This window comes from Ardenticatena maritima, assembly GCF_001306175.1.
In the GTDB taxonomy this organism is placed as follows: domain Bacteria; phylum Chloroflexota; class Anaerolineae; order Ardenticatenales; family Ardenticatenaceae; genus Ardenticatena; species Ardenticatena maritima.
The window spans coordinates 1-15,376 of record NZ_LGKN01000009.1; the positions used below are offsets into that span (position 1 = coordinate 1).

10 protein-coding genes and 1 rRNA gene are annotated in these 15,376 nt (G+C 60.0%); 3 read left to right on the forward strand and 8 right to left on the reverse strand.

Going from position 1 to position 15,376, the window contains the following annotated elements; genetic code table 11:
• Window positions 1-87, reverse strand: a 16S ribosomal RNA gene (locus tag SE16_RS12960); the annotation flags it as partial.
• 546 nt (window positions 88-633) lie between these two features.
• Here SE16_RS12960 and SE16_RS12965 point away from each other — a divergent pair.
• From SE16_RS12965 to SE16_RS12975, 3 genes are all read left to right on the forward strand, one after another.
• A complete protein-coding gene (locus tag SE16_RS12965; RefSeq protein ID WP_054492846.1) occupies window positions 634-1,341 on the forward strand; it encodes a TVP38/TMEM64 family protein in 708 nt (235 codons plus the stop codon).
• 74 nt (window positions 1,342-1,415) lie between these two features.
• Window positions 1,416-1,832 carry a thiol-disulfide oxidoreductase DCC family protein gene (locus tag SE16_RS12970; protein ID WP_054492845.1) on the forward strand — a complete coding sequence of 139 codons (417 nt, stop codon included), beginning with the start codon at window positions 1,416-1,418 and terminating at the stop codon, window positions 1,830-1,832.
• The gene (locus tag SE16_RS12975) at window positions 1,829-5,347 is read left to right on the forward strand and encodes a [protein-PII] uridylyltransferase family protein (RefSeq protein ID WP_054492844.1); all 3,519 of its coding nucleotides are present in this window, start codon (window positions 1,829-1,831) and stop codon (window positions 5,345-5,347) included. Before SE16_RS12970 ends, SE16_RS12975 begins: the two co-directional genes overlap by 4 nt.
• Here the strand turns inward: SE16_RS12975 and SE16_RS12980 are convergent.
• The 7 genes from SE16_RS12980 to SE16_RS13010 form a co-directional block, all read right to left on the reverse strand.
• Entirely contained in the window at window positions 5,344-6,453 is a 1,110-nt protein-coding gene (locus SE16_RS12980; protein WP_082374206.1) for a glycosyltransferase family 4 protein, read from the reverse strand. The genes SE16_RS12975 and SE16_RS12980 overlap by 4 nt on opposite strands.
• Entirely contained in the window at window positions 6,437-8,188 is a 1,752-nt protein-coding gene (locus tag SE16_RS16635) for an O-antigen ligase family protein (RefSeq protein ID WP_330218588.1), read from the reverse strand. The genes SE16_RS12980 and SE16_RS16635 overlap by 17 nt, the downstream gene beginning before the upstream one ends.
• Window positions 8,173-9,711 (reverse strand): FG-GAP-like repeat-containing protein, encoded by a 1,539-nt coding sequence (locus SE16_RS12990; protein ID WP_054492712.1) that lies wholly within the window; start codon window positions 9,709-9,711, stop codon window positions 8,173-8,175. Before SE16_RS12990 ends, SE16_RS16635 begins: the two co-directional genes overlap by 16 nt.
• Complete coding sequence (locus SE16_RS12995; protein WP_152968835.1) at window positions 9,711-10,628, reverse strand: class I SAM-dependent methyltransferase; 918 nt, start codon at window positions 10,626-10,628, stop codon at window positions 9,711-9,713. The genes SE16_RS12990 and SE16_RS12995 overlap by 1 nt, the downstream gene beginning before the upstream one ends.
• Entirely contained in the window at window positions 10,544-12,022 is a 1,479-nt protein-coding gene (locus SE16_RS13000) for a B12-binding domain-containing radical SAM protein (protein WP_054492710.1), read from the reverse strand. Before SE16_RS13000 ends, SE16_RS12995 begins: the two co-directional genes overlap by 85 nt.
• Window positions 12,023-12,036: 14 nt before the next feature.
• Window positions 12,037-12,939, reverse strand: coding sequence for a hypothetical protein (locus SE16_RS13005; protein ID WP_152918074.1), 903 nt, complete (start codon window positions 12,937-12,939; stop codon window positions 12,037-12,039).
• 163 nt (window positions 12,940-13,102) lie between these two features.
• The gene (locus SE16_RS13010) at window positions 13,103-15,217 is read right to left on the reverse strand and encodes an HD domain-containing phosphohydrolase (RefSeq protein ID WP_152918073.1); all 2,115 of its coding nucleotides are present in this window, start codon (window positions 15,215-15,217) and stop codon (window positions 13,103-13,105) included.
• Between the last annotated feature and the right edge of the window lie 159 nt (window positions 15,218-15,376).

The window sequence follows — 15,376 nt, forward strand, 5'->3', positions numbered from 1 at the left end:
CCGAAGGACCGTGACTGCTCGCTCGACTTGCATGTGTTAGGCGCGCCGCCAGCGTTCATCCTGAGCCAGGATCAAACTCTCCGTGAAATATTATCGCCGTAGCGATTGAGAGTCTGTATCCGGAATTGACGGCTCGTTTTACTCTTTCCAGGCACGATTCAGTTGTAAAGGTGCAAACCGGCATAAGAAAACCCACCGGATGATACGGCTCCCGATGGGCGTTTTCTCTTGTTTGTGCCAGTTTTGAAAATCTGCTTTTCGCAAGCGCGGCGGAGATCGTATTCAAAACCGCTTGCTTGTCAAGTGAGCGCCTTCACTTGTTTCCGGCGCTTCTTTTATCGGAGAGGTACTGTCTGGCTGACAGTACGTCGCGGAACCACTTTTTGCAGACTTCTAAGGTGCTTGCTGTCTCACTTTCCCGCCCCTCCGAGGGCTTCGCCACCCGGCGAGCAGTGCTCCGTGCGACAGCGTCGGGTACTATATCCGAAATGCGTGTTTTGTCAAATCGCCCTTTTCACTTGTCAGCATGCCGCAAAGATAGTCCACCACTTCAATCCAAAGGGCAATGCAACTATACTTTTCCGGGAAGGGAATGAACCTGCCAAGAAATTTCGATCGGATGGAGCCCTGTCTATGTCCTTTCATCCAAAACGCTTTGCCCTCCTTGCGTGGGGGCTTTTGCTGACATGCTACCTGGCATACACCGCCTACTATCACGTAAGCCCATTGACTGTTGCCCAACAACTCGCCGAGTTCTTGCGTGACAACCCTTTGGGCCCCTTGCTTTACATTGCTGTATACGCCGTCCGCCCGCTTTTCTTCTTTTCAGCGACGGCACTGACCGTCATCGGCGGCACGCTGTATGGTCCCTGGCTTGGCGTTCTGCTCGTCATCATCGGCGCGAACGTGTCCGCGTTGGTGGCGTACACGCTCGCTCAAACACTTGGCGCCACCCTGCTGGATGAACACGTCAGCGCGCGCATACAACCCTATATCGAACGTATGCGCCGCAATGCGTTCGAGACCATTCTGATTCTGCGATTCATGTTCATCCCCTACGACGCAGTGAATTACACCGCCGGTCTCTTGCGGATTCCTCGCCGCGCTTTCCTCGCCGCGACCATCATCGGCTCTATTCCCGGCACGCTTTCTTTCGTGCTGTTTGGCGCCTCGGTTGAAGAAAGCCTGCAAACCCAACGCCCAACCGTCAACCCGCAACTACTCGCGCTCTCGGCTGTGCTCTTTCTCGTCAGTCTGGCTTTCTCGTGGTACGTCCGCACCCGTGAGCGCACAGGCACGCTTGTTGAAAAAGAAGCGGATTCCCAGGAAAAAGCACAATAGGCAATACCCAAACAACGTGTTCGGCGCTATACTCTTCCTTAAGAGTGCAGGTCGAAAAGCGAGCAAGCAACAGTATGAACAGACGGCATCAGGCCACCCTCATTTACGACGGTGATTGCGGTATCTGCCAATGGACGGCGGAATGGGTTCGGAAGCGCGACCGCCAACACCGCCTGCATATCGTCCCGTTCCAAGCCATCGAACCCGGAGAGGTAGCCCCAGGCTTGACGCGCGCTGATTGTGCGCGCGCCGTCCACCTCATCACGCCCGAGGGTCGCCGATTTCGCGCCGCCCGTGCCATGTTTGAAACACTCCGCCTACTCTCGCCGCCCTGGCGGTGGATTGGCACACTCTGCGCCCCATTCAGCCCGCTTTTCGAGCCAGCGTATCACCTCATCGCACGCTCGCGTCATCGTCTTTCGCGCTGGCTGGGGCTCGACGCCTGCCGCCTGCCTGAACCAACCGACCCTCACCGCCCAAGCAAGCCATGACACACAAGCCTTCTGTCCATTTACCCACCCCGCTGGAAACGCTTGCTCCCCTGATTGAAGCCACATTGCAGGAAAGCGCCGACCCGGAGCAAGCGCGTACGTTCCTTGCGCACTATCTCCAACACGCTTCCCCCCACCTGTTGGAAACATTGCGACAAACGCCGCGCCTTGTCCAAATGCTCATTCTGCTCTCTGGGGGGAGCCGCTTTATCGCCACACTCTTGCAACGCACGCCCGATTTGCTCGAAGGCTTGCGCGATATTCGCACGCTCACAACACCCAAAAGCTCAGCACAATTTCATCTGGATAGCCAAACAGCGCTGGAAGGCACGCACGGGCACGACGCCTTGCTGACCCTGCGGCGCTACCAGCGTTGGGAACTGCTGCGCATCGGGGCTGCCGACTTCTTTGGGCTACTGGACACCGCCACCATCACCGAGCAACTTTCTCTGCTGGCGGAAACATGTGTGCGCATGGCGTTGCAACTCGCCGCCAACGACACCAACACAGACCCCAAAGGATTGTGCATTCTCGCCTTCGGCAAACTCGGCGGCTACGAATTGAATTACAGCTCCGACATTGACCTGGTTTTTCTGGCGGAAGAAAACGGCTTTGCGTATGAACGCCTGGCACGCCGCACGGTGGACATTCTCACACGCAACAGCGAAGAAGGGTTTCTCTACCGCGTGGATTTGCGCTTGCGTCCCTGGGGGCGCGTGGGGGTGCTGGTTCCATCACAAGCCGCCTACGAGCGCTATCTGCGCGAAAACGCGCGCGCGTGGGAACGCCAGGCGCTGTTGAAAGCACGCCCCATCGCAGGCGACCTGCAACTGGGATACACCTTTTTGCACACCGCCCAGCCGCACATCTTCACCGACGAATCCCATGAAGATGTGCGCCTCAACGTGCACGCGATGAAAGCGCGCATCGAAGCCTTTTTGAAAGCCACCGGGCGCTCGTGGGGTGAAGTCAAACTGGGGGCGGGTTCTATCCGCGATATCGAATTTGTCGCGCAATACCTGCAACTGGCGCACGGCGCACGCCTGCCCGCTATTCTTACCCCCAACACGCTCGACGCCCTGCAACGTCTGCTGGCGCATCACCTGCTTTCCGATGAAGACGAGCGCATCCTGCGCGAAGGCTATCTCTTTTTGCGCACGGTTGAGCACGCCCTGCAACTGCGCGATTTTCGCCAAACCCACACCCTGCCCGACGACCCCAACACATTGCGCCAACTGGCACGCCGCCTGGGATTTGAAGGCGACCACGCCGCCGACGACTTCCTGGCGCAGTACGAAGCGCATACGAGCGCAGTGCGCCGCGTGTATGAGCGCCACCTTCTGCCGAACGCCCAACAGACCATCAGCGCCCCCACCAACGACACCGTCGCCGACCATGTGGCACGCCTGGCGCCATCCTACCGCGAAATTTTCACGCCGCAGGAAATTCAAATGCACGCCGCTTTTGCCGCCAGCCTGGATGAACAAACCCCCGTCCATGTGCATGCGGAGCCTGACGGCGAGAACTGGCGGCTCACGATTGTGGGCTACGACGCGCGTGGGGCGCTTTCCATCATCTGCGGTTTGCTCTTTGCCTATGGCGCCAACATTTTGGACGGGCAAATCTTCACCTATGAACCCGACACCCAAACACACCACCGCCGCAAACTGGTGGACGTTTTCACCATCGCCGGCAACGAAACGCTCTCATTCGCCACATGGTCGGCGTATGAAGACGAATTGCGCGCCCTCTTCCGCCATCTCTTGCGCGATGACCGCGACACCGCCCGCCATGCCATCATCGAACGGTTGAGCAGCCGCCTGGCCGCCGAACACCCCATCCCCGATACGCTCTATCCGGTTGAGATTGAGATTGATAACGACGCCGACCCGCACTACACCGTGCTTCACATTCAATCGCGCGACACAGTGGGGTTTCTTTTTGAGTTGAGCAACGCGCTCACCATCAACGGCATTGACATTGCTCGCGTGGTGGTACGCTCCGAGGGGGAACAGGTTCACGACACGCTTTGGGTCACCGACCGCGAAGGGCGCAAAATCACCGACGAACACCGCTTGCGCCAACTGCGCGCCGCCATCGTGCTCGTCAAACACTTCACCCACTTGCTCCCGCATTCCCCCAATCCGGTGCAAGCCCTGCGCAGTTTCCGCGATTTCCTCGCCAATCTCTTTGCCAATCCGAACTGGCCCGACGAATTCGCCACACTGGAACGCCCCAAGGTGCTTGACGCCCTCGCCCGCTTGTTGGGCGTGAGCGAGTTTCTGTGGGAAGACTTCTTGCGCATGCAACACGACAACCTTTTTCCCGTGGTGCAGCATGTGGAGACGCTGGATTGGGGAAAAAGCGCCCCGCAAATGACGCTGGAACTGGAAACGCTGCTTGCCGAGGCGCAGACACTGGAAGAACGCAAGCGCGTGCTGAATGCGTACAAAGACCGTGAAATGTTCCGCATTGATATGCGCTACATTTTGGGGCGCACCCCCGCCTTTGAGCATTTTGCCGCCGAATTGAGCGACCTTGCCGAAGTGGTGGTGAACGCCGCGCATCACATCGCCGAGGCGCATTTGCACACGCAATACGGCACGCCGCGCACCGCCGCAAACACGCCCGCCCGCCTCGCTATTTTCGCATTGGGCAAGTTTGGCGGGCGAGAATTGGGCTTTGCTTCGGACATTGAGTTGCTGTTCGTGTATGAGGGCAACGGAACGACGACCGGTCCCACGGTGATTACCACCGCCGAATACTACGAGCGCCTGGTGGCGCTCTTCCTGCAACTTCTGGAATCGCGCCGCAAGGGCATCTTCGAGATTGATTTGCGCTTGCGCCCCTACGGACGCGCGGGCAGCCTGGCGGTACCCATTGCCGCGTTCGAGCGCTACTTTGCCCCCGATGGTCCCGCCTGGCCGTATGAGCGCCAGGCGCTGGTGCGCCTGCGCCCTGTGGGGGGCGACGTTGCGTTGGGGGCGCGCATCATGGCACTGCGCGACACGTTCGTGTACACAGGGCGCCTCTTCGACGTCGCCGCCATGCGTGCCATGCGCGAACGCCAAATCCGCCAACTGGTGCGCCCCGGCACGTTCAACGCCAAATTCAGCCCCGGCGGGCTGGTGGACGTGGAGTACACAGTGCAGGCGCTGCAAATCACCTATGGGCATCGCTCGCCAGCCCTGCGCGTGCCCAATATCCGCCAGGCGCTCCACGCGCTTTACGACGCCCATCTGCTCGACCGTGAGGAATACGCCACGCTCCGCAGCGCCCACATCTTTTTACGCCAACTGATTGAAGCCTTGCGCATTGTGCGCGGCAACGCCGAGGATTTGACTGTCCCCCAGGCTGACACCGAAGCCTTCCGCTACCTTGCACGGCGGCTTGGCTATGGGCAACACGCCCACCAACTTGATGACGATATCCGCCGTGTGGCGCAAGAGGTGCGCGACACGAGCACGCGGGTTCTGCAAAAAATTGAGGAAGACGGCAAGCGCGAGCCAGGCTAGGCGTCCAGCGCCATCTGATAGACTTGCACCATCTGTTGCGCACTGCGCCGCCAGTCGAATGTGGCGGCATGGGTCAGCCCGGCAGCACGAAGCGCTTGCGCTGTGGCTTCATCTTCTAACACAGCGGCAAGCGCGCCCGCCAACGCTTCTTCATCCGTAGGGTCAACCAGCAGCGCCGCATCCCCCGCCACCTCTTCCAGCGCCCCCCCGCGCGACGTGACGACCGGCGCCCCGCATGCCATGGCTTCCAACACGGGCAAGCCAAACCCTTCATACAAAGAAGGGAAGGCAAACACCGTCGCCAGGTTGTACAGCGCGCGCACATCTTCCATTGGAATGTACCCCAGCACGCGCACATCGGTCGTGCGCCGCGCTTCCAGTACAGCCTCGAAAATGCCCTCGTCTTTCCACCCACGCGGTCCAACCAACACGAGCCCACACGTATGCCCTTCTTGATTGAGCCGCGCCACCGCCCGTACCAATCGCGCCAGGTTTTTGCGCGGTTCAAGCGTTCCCACATAGAGCACGAACCGCTCAGGCAAACGGTAGCGTGCACGCACGTGCGCCACCGCCTCACGAGGCAACGGGCGAAAGAAAGGCAAAGGGGCTTCGTACACGACCAGCACTTTTTCAGGTGGAAGCCCTAGCACACGTATCAGGTCGCGGCGCGCCTGGTGCGAGACCGTCACCACCACGCGCGCACGCCGTGCGACCGCCGGAATGAGTGGACGCATGGCGAAAAGGCGACGTGGATAGTGGTATTCGGGGAAAAGCCAGAGGCTGGCATCGTGCACGGTCACAATCATGGGAACGGGGCACGCCAGAGGCGCAACGTTGTTGGTGAAATGGCAAACACGCACCCCTGCACGAGCAAGTTGCCAGGGCAAGCAGAACTGCATCCACGCGGTTTTGTTCATGGCGAATGGCGCACGCAAAACCTGCACCGGCGGACGCGCCACACCCGCCGGCCATTGCACATCACGGTGCGCCAGCGCGACCACAGGCTCATCCAGCAACGTCGCCACATGCGCCAGAACGTGCGCTGTGTACACCCCTACGCCCGTGGGGCGATCACACAATGACGTTATGTCAAATCCTATGCGCATCCTGCACCGCCTGAGCACCACACGTATCCGCCAACCGCACTGTTGCCCCCACGATTAGCCAGACAGGAATCAGCGTCGGCCAAAATTCATGGAATGAATCCAACACGCCATGCCCACACCAGGCGACCAGCGCGGCGCTTCCCGCCAGAAGCAAGCCGCGCTCATCCGTGGTTGCAGCGACCAAGCCCCGCCACACATGCCTTCCCAGCGCCGTCAGCATCAGCACCAACACCACAAACCCGACCACGCCTGTATCCGCCAGCCACTCAATGTAAAAGTTGTTGGCGTGAATGCCCACATCCCACCACGCCACGCCGGCATACGCGCCGTACACCAGGCGGAAATTATCGGGACCAACGCCCAACACGGGGTGCGCCCGCACCATACGCCACGCAACACGCCAGAGCGTCAAGCGACCAGGGGCGGGCACTACCAGGCGAACATCATCCGGTGCAGACGAAGGGGGTGGCTGGGGCGGCAACGCATCCGGCGATACGGGGGTGGGCTTCACAGTGAGCCATGTTGTGGCTGTGGGCGCCCCTTTCCAACTGAACCACGTCACGGCTTCCTGCACCATATCCCACTCGATACGGTAGCGCCCTGCTTCAGGCGGTGCGAGCACCTGCGCCTGTACCACAACCTGCTCCCCCGGCGCAACCAGACGCGGCAGGGGCGAACGTATGCCGTCGTATGTCAGCATTGCCCCATCTTCATCTTCCAGGTGGTACGAAAGCGCGAACGCAAATTCCCCCTGCGGGTGCCACGCCCGCACGCCTTTGTTCCAGACACGCACGGGGATATGCACCAGCGTGCCAGCCTCGGCTGTTGCCTGCGGCGGTGCTGCGTAGTGCGCCTGATACCACACACGGTCAGATTCACCTTTCAAGCGCAACCCCAAAATGGGATTGAGCCAGACCAGCAACAGAAACACGCCACCCAACCACGCCACACCCCCCACTGCGGCAAGCCGCGCCCTAGCCCAGCGCCAGCGCCAGCCCCACCACCAGCACCACGCCAACGCCGCCACCATCGACAAAGTGCCTGCGCGTGTCAGCGTGAGCAGTTGCACAACCAGCATGAGCAGAAACGCCACGCCCCACCCCATCCGCCACCAACGCCGAGACCCCACGAACACCATGCCCAGCGCCGCGCAAGCGGTCAATTCCAGCACCATAGAGGCGACCGTGGCATACACTAGGGTGGAACTGACGCGCACAACCTCGCCAATGCGTGTGGGCGCATGCTTGAAATTGAGCAACCACGCTTGCACCGCCCCCCACTGAGCGGCTTCGGCAAACCCCAAAAGCGCCACCACGCCCCCCGCTGTTGCCAGCGCCCCGAACAGCCAATACCGACGCTTGGGCGTGTGCAACAAGTCATACGCCGCCGCTCCCACCATCGCCGCCTGCATTGTGCGCAGGGCAAACTTCAACGCCGAGACGCGCTCAGCCGGAGCGAGCAATGCCGCCAACACCACCACACACAACCACCCCACCACATGCCACCCAAGGGGGTGCGGAAACGCCACACGACGGCGCACCAACACCGCCGCGCCCCACCCCGCCAGCGCCAACGCGACCAGAATTTCGACATTGGTTATCGCCACCCAGGGGAATGGTCGCCAGGGCGCTTTGACAAACTCGAAAGGGAACAACAGCGCCAGCACCAGCAACAGGCCAAAAGCGAGCGTATCAAGCCGCGTTGCCCACCGTTTCACGTTCATCGCCCCATCCATTTGATGAAACGCCGCCACAGGCGTCGGCTTCGTCGGCGCACACGAGCACGCCAGACGGGGCGGGTGCGATACGTCCAGACCTGCGGCGCGGGCGGAAAACGCTTCCCCACCGCCGGCGGCTCGCCATTCCACAAGCGCCCCGGTATCGGTGGGGTGTCGCCCTCATCAGGCCAGAGTTGCGCGAACAGGCGCACAGAGCGCCCCGCAGGAAACGGTTGCACCAGCCCCATCAAGGCATCGCCATGCTTGACCAGCGGTACAGGGTGCCACACATCCTCATGGTCAGCGTGATACCACAACACGGCACGGCGCGCCCTCGGTATCGCCAAATGCACAAACAGAGGGGTGTTTTCAGGCACGTCGGGCAGGTTCAGCATCGTGGGGGAAAGCGTGCGCACCACCCAGGGCACTGCGCCTGTTGGCGGGGCACTGTCGCCCTGAAGCGTGCCGTCCCCCAGCCAGACATCGCCCGCCCACGTCGCCGCCACGATTTGGGTCTCTCGCACAAACGCCAAGGGCGCAAACAGCGGCGCGCCGAGTTGCGCCAACAGACGTAAACGGGGGCGCGCCACATCCAGCGCATACACCGCGCCATTCCAAGCCCCCATGACCAGGCGCACACTCCCCGGCGTGGGCAACAGCACAGGACGCCCCCAGACAAAAGCGGGCAACGGCACCGGAAACCCTGAAAGCATGCGCCCATCGGCATGCCAGGCGTACACGGCATCGCCCACCTGCACAATCTCAAGCCGACCGTCGCCGTCCACATCGGCTACCAGCGGTTGCGCCACAGCATAGCCCTGCAAGGGGCACGGCCACCCGTCCAGCAACGTGCCATCGCCACGCCAGACGTAAAGCGCATCGGAAGCGGCGATGATTTCAGGTAGCCCATCGCCATTGACATCAGCCACCACCGGGGACGCCCAAACAAAATGCGCCGTGAAACGGGGCCAACCGGGCAACATGCGTCCATCGCCGCACCAGACGTACACACCGCCATCCCACGAAGCCGCCACAATTTCAGGGCGGCCGTCACCATCCACATCAGCCGCCACAGGCGAAGCCGCGACGAAGCCCTGCGTGTGTTGCGGCCACCCCGCGATTGGGCGTCCATCACGCCCCACGACGTAGACCGCCCCATCATCCGACCCCACGATGATTTCAGGCGCGCCGTCGCCATTCACATCCGCCACCAGGGGCGAACTGTACACATCGCCTTGCGTCCAGAAGGGCCAACCGGGCACACTTTCCCCCGTGGCGCGAACAGCATAGAGCGCATTGTCGTCGCATCCCACCACAATCTCCGGCAGGCCGTCGCCATCCACATCGGCGACCGCCGGGCATGAGGCGAACGCATTGCGTCCCCAAACGGGGAAACCGGGCAGCAGCGCCCCATCCCAACGCCAGGCATAGAGCGCATCCGCGGCGACCACCAGTTCGGGCAAACCATCGCCATTGACATCGGCGACAACAGGAGCGGCGCTCACAAACCCATCCACACGCCAGCGTATACGCCACCCCATCAGGCACGTCTCCGCGCAATCACCAGTACATGGTCGCCAAGCGCACGGCAGAATGGCAGGGAACGCACACGCCGTTCCAGCCATTCCAGACGCGCAAACAAAGCACGCCATCGCCGAAAGAGCGCATCGAGATAGGGGGGCGGCAGAAGCAACGGCCACGCCGCCACTGTTTCAACGGTGAAGGCGGGCGCAAGCACGCGGCGCATTTCACGCTCGGAGAAGTAGCGCACCGATACCAGGGCGTGCCCCTCGGCGGTAGGCATTCTCGCCTGACGCCACCCACCACCCAAGCGGCGCACCGCCTGACGCGGCTCTCCATGCAGCGCGTACCAGGCCATTTCCCACACCGCCCAGCGGTTCATCACAGAGCACATGAGCGGTGCATGAGGGCGCAAAAGCGTGAACATCGCCTGCACCCACGCCTGCACATCGGGCTCGCAATTGAGCGCCCCAAAACTGGTGAACGCGCCATCAAAAAACGAAGAAACGCCCAGCGTACCGACATCGCGCGCGGGCACAACCAGGGTGTGCACGCGGTCGCGAACGCCCATGGCAGCCGCCCGTTTCGCCGCCTGTTCCACCATGCCCGGCGCGACATCGGTCGCCCAAACCGTGTACCCCAGCCGCGCCAACGCGACGGCTTCTTCCCCCGTGCCGCACCCAATTTCGAGCAAGCGCCCCCCTGGGGGGAACAGCCTCTGCATCAGCGCCAGATTTTCACGACGCAACCATGCCATCAACGCATTGTGCGCCGATGAAAAGAGCGCATCGTAGCAAGGCGCAAGCGCATCAAACGCTGATTGTGGCGAAAGGTGGTTGTGCGCCTGCATGTTCACCGCCCCGGTGCAGGCTGAAAACGAATGGTAGTCGCGCCCGGCAGGTGTGCCAACAGGCGCACCATCAGACGCATAGCCCACACCCCCACCTTGATTTTGAGCCGTTCGCGCCAATCCACGCGCTTACCGGCTGACAGCCACGCATCTTCCCATTCCTTGTGAAACCAGCGCACCACCCAGCGGTAAAAGCGCGTGTTGTATCGGTCGCGCTGAAAGAGCAAGCGGTTTTGGGCGGTGTATTCCCAATCAAGGTGCCACTCGTCGGTCTGGAAAAGCAGACGGTCGCGCACCTGTTCGTAAAATTTGGTGCCCGGCAAGGGGTAAGCAATGGTTGTGCTGAATTCATCGGGCAATGTTTTGCGCAACAAACGCACCGAGGCGAGCAAATCTTCCCATTCTTCGCCGGGATAGCCTACCATCATGAAAAAGTACGTGCGAATGCCAATGCGTTTGCAGAGCGCCGCCGCCCGCTCAATTTGTTCGACACGCGCCCCTTTCTGCATCGCGTCAAGCACCTTTTGCGAACCGGATTCCGCGCCGAAGTAGATTTTCACGCATCCCGCCTCTTTGAGCGCTGTGAGCATCTCTTCGGTCGCCAGGTTGACGCGCGTCAAGCACTCGAAGGGAATACGGGCGTCGCGCGCCAGAATGGCATCGCGCCACTGTGGCACCCACGTCCGCCTGACGCCGGTAATGTCATCCACGATACGGAGCATATCGGGGGCATACGTCTCTTTGATGAGCCGCATCTCCTCAGCCGAATTTTCGGGCGAACGCGAACGGTAGGTGCGCCCAAAGACGGCTTTCTGACACCAGGCGCACGCATATGGGCAACCGCGCGTGTTGATAAGGCTCAGCGACCAGTAGCCATGCGCTGCTTTCCATGCGCGACGGTAGGCGTCCATGTCCACGAGATCACGGGCGGGGAAGGGGAGCGTATCCAAATCGGCGATAAGTGGGCGCGGGGCGGTCGCGACCACACGCCCTTCATCATCACGCAAACGCAACCCCGGTATGTCGCGCCAATCCTCAGCGGGATTGCCGCGCCGATAGAGCGTGTTCATCACATCAAGCAGCGTCAATTCCCCCTCGTCGAATACGACCAAGTCGGCGACAAACTCGCCGCCACTGCGATAGGTCAGGTAACGTTCGGGCACGCCCGTGGGGTCGGGACCACCGTAGATGACGGTTGCGCCGTGCCGCTTGGCAATCTCGCCCAGGATGAGCGCATGGCGGCGCACGGTGATAAGCGACGTAATGCCGACAACACGGGGTTTGACGCGCTGCATGTAGGCGTCAAATTCGGTGTAATCCTCACGGAATGTGCAATCGAACATCTCCACGGTATAGCCGTGCTGACGCAAGACCGCCGCCAGATACATCAACCCCAAGGGGAAATAAGGCGTCATCAAACGCTGTTCCATGGGGTCTTTGCTGATGAAGAGTGGATGAACCAATGTAATGTCTGGTCGCATAAGCCCCTTGCCTTTCATTCAAGGTGTAATGATGGCAAATTGAACGCCGCTACTACGTCCGCCCATCGTTGGGCAAACGTCTGCATCGCACGCTGCCCATGCTGGCTGAAATGCCCTTTGCACTGGTGTTCCGAAAAATGGACTTCGGGAATACCACGCCCTTGCGCCGTAAAGAGGCGAACTTTGCGTTCGCGTTCCCATTGCTCCACACGTTGCCCAAGTGGTGAACGCAGAAGGGCTTCCCCCCAACGGGTGAAACGCCATGCAGTGAAAGGGGGAATGTGCTGTGGGGGACCATCGGCATTGGGCAAAAACTGGTTCGTCCAGGTGTTGAGGCGGCGCATTTGCTCATACACATCCAAGCCCGCCAGCGGCACCATGTGCGCAAGTTCATGCGCTGTAAAAAGCGAATGGTCATCCAGCGTCAGAGCCGCTGTTGAGAGAAAATAGTTCGGACAGATACGATCGCCGCGCAAGGCGGCAAGGCGCACAACGGCAATCACCATGGCGCGGCACAGCCACAGGTAGCCGGGTTCTGTCACGATGAGGTAATCAATATCATCGTTTTCGGTGGCATTCTCCATTGCCAAAGCCCCCGTCAAAGCCACCATGCGCACAAAGGGAACGGCGGCAAGCAAGCGGGCGTACATCAAGGCGCGTTGCCAGAGAGCGCGTGAAGCGCGGGCACGTTCACGACGTCGCCGGGCAAGGTGTCGGCGGTCGGCAAGCATGAAAAACGCATCCTCGCGGTAGAGCAACGCCGCCAAGGGTGATGAAGGCCCAAGCACCGACGCCACTTCATCTGGTGTGGCGGCAACACCGACCGTGTAGCGGTGAATTTCGGGCAGGGTCAGAGGAAAATCAAATACATCGGCATAGACAATTGCTTGCAACACGCCAAGGTGGAGCGCTCTCAACACCGGCTCCTTTTCATCAAACGCTATTGCGTCCAGAGCATCTTTGCGCGAATGTTCCTTCCACAAGCCAATTGATGTGGATGTGGCTCTTCAAAAGTACGTTGGTAGAGGGGAAATCAGATGACGCAAACAGCCAATTTGTGCTATTTATGGGGGTTCGGTTTCACGCCAGACGCCGCTTTTGACGCTTTTCGGCAGTGTACCACTCGCGCACCACACGCTCGAATACATCCACAACTTGCGGGTCGAAATGCGTGCCCACGCATCGTCGCAATTCGGCGAGGGCTTCATCAAGCGGGCGCGATTTTCGGTACACGCGGTCTTCAACCATTGCTGAAAAAGCATCTGCGACGGCGATGATACGCGCCGCCAGGGGGATTTGCTCATCGCGCAAGCCCAAGGGATACCCTCGGCCGTCAAAGCGTTCGTGGTGCGCGCGAATAATCGCCGCGATTGGCTGCAAATGTGGAATATGCTCAACGATACGGGCGCCCCATTCGGGGTGTTTTTGCATAATGCGCCATTCCTCATCAGTCAGCGCCGTGGGCTTGCGCAAAATGTGGTCGGGAACGGCGATTTTGCCCACATCGTGCAACAGCGCCGCCCAATACACCTGGCGCACTTCTTCTTCACGCAAGCCCATCTGGCGGGCGGTGGCTTCCGCCAAATGGGCAATGAATTCGCTATGGCTGGCGGTGTAGTGGTCGCGCGATTCAATGGCTTTGACCAGCGCCAGAACCGTCTCGAAGTAGGCTTGCTCCAAATCGCCAAACATACGCGCACGTTCCAGGGCGGCGCCCGCCATCTCCGCCAGTGCGGTAAGCATGTGATAGTGGATCTCAGAAAACTGAGGATACCGGTTATCCAGGCGACGCAGTTGGCCGGCGACAAGCACCCCTACCAGTTCACCTTGTGTATCACGTAATGGAACAACCACGAGATACCCAACACGAGGCGGCACAAAATCTTTGAGAAGCGGGTGTTTGTGCGGATTGCGAAAGACGTTTGGCTCCTGCAACTGCGCCACCATTTCACTTAAATGTGCGGCTTGAAGCGGCAACGTGATATCACGCAGCCAACTTGGAAGCGCACCGGCGACGTGCCGAATATGGAGCACATGATTGTCCTGCGGCGGATCAACAAAGAAGACAAAATCCATATCGGTCAACGCATGTACCTGGTAGCAAACCACCTGTGCAATCGCATCAACCTCGGTCGAGACGCGCAACAACTCGCTGGCTGTGGCAATGTTCGTCAACTCACGGACACGTTGCCGCAATTCATGCACATGGCGCGCATTTTCAAGAGCGATTGCCGCCTGGCGCGCATACGCCATCAACGCATCCTGCTCTTCCGGCGTCCAGACATGCGGCTCGCGAAAGTAAGTTCCTAACGCCGCAATCGTCGCCCCTTCGTACACAAGCGGCCACAATCCGACAGCCCCAATCCCATTTTCCAGCGCAACATGCCGCAACGGCGACGTCTCCGGCAACGCCTGCACGTCGGGAATGAGAATAGGCGCAGTCCCTTTCACCAACTGGTTGCCGGGCATCTGGTTGAGTTGCCGCAACACCTGTTGGATGTACCGGGGAGAGACGTTATACGCCCAAGCGCAATACGCGCGATTGTTAGGCAAGCGCACATAGACTGCTACCCCATCGGCTGCAATCAGATTGAGAGCACCGCCGCCAATCATGCGCACAACCTGTTCTTCGGAAAGCGTGCGGTTGAGTTGATTGCTGAGCACGCGCAGGCGCTTATCATAATCCAAACGGGTGTGCAGTGTTTCCAGCAAGCGGATATGTTTCAAGCCCGAAACAATTTCATCGCGTACTGACTCGAAAAACAAGCGCGTCTGGCTATCGAACGTCATGGGGGCGCTGCATAACAAAGCCAGCACGCCGCCTTCGGCTTCCAGCCGAAGAAAGGCAACAAATGAAAGCGACATCTTGGTAAAAATCTGCTGCCATTCGGCGTCAAGAAGGGTGGTATCAACACGGAAGTTGTTGACGTGAACATGAGGAGACGCCATCAGGCGGGTGGCGCTTGCGTAGGAAAGGTTATTGGCAACAAGCACACCGTCGGCGGTTTGAATGATGACAGCCCGAACACCCGGAACGCTTGTCAACGTCTCGGCGACGGCGCGCAAATAGGGCATACGCTGTTTGTATTGCAAAGCGAGGGGGGCAATCACCCGCAACGCTTGCAAATATGCCACTTGCTGTTGCTGGCGTATACGGCGAGGTCGCCACCAACGCCAGAACAGCCACAGCAGCACAACAGCTGCTGTGATGCCCCCCAGAAGCTCAACACTCTTCAACAAAAGCAGTTCCCCCAATCAGCAAGTCCCCTCAATACGTTATATCACACGCACACCAGAAAAGAAAGTTATGTTTTCTTGAAAAATTCCCCAAACATTGCATGAGCACAATCAAAG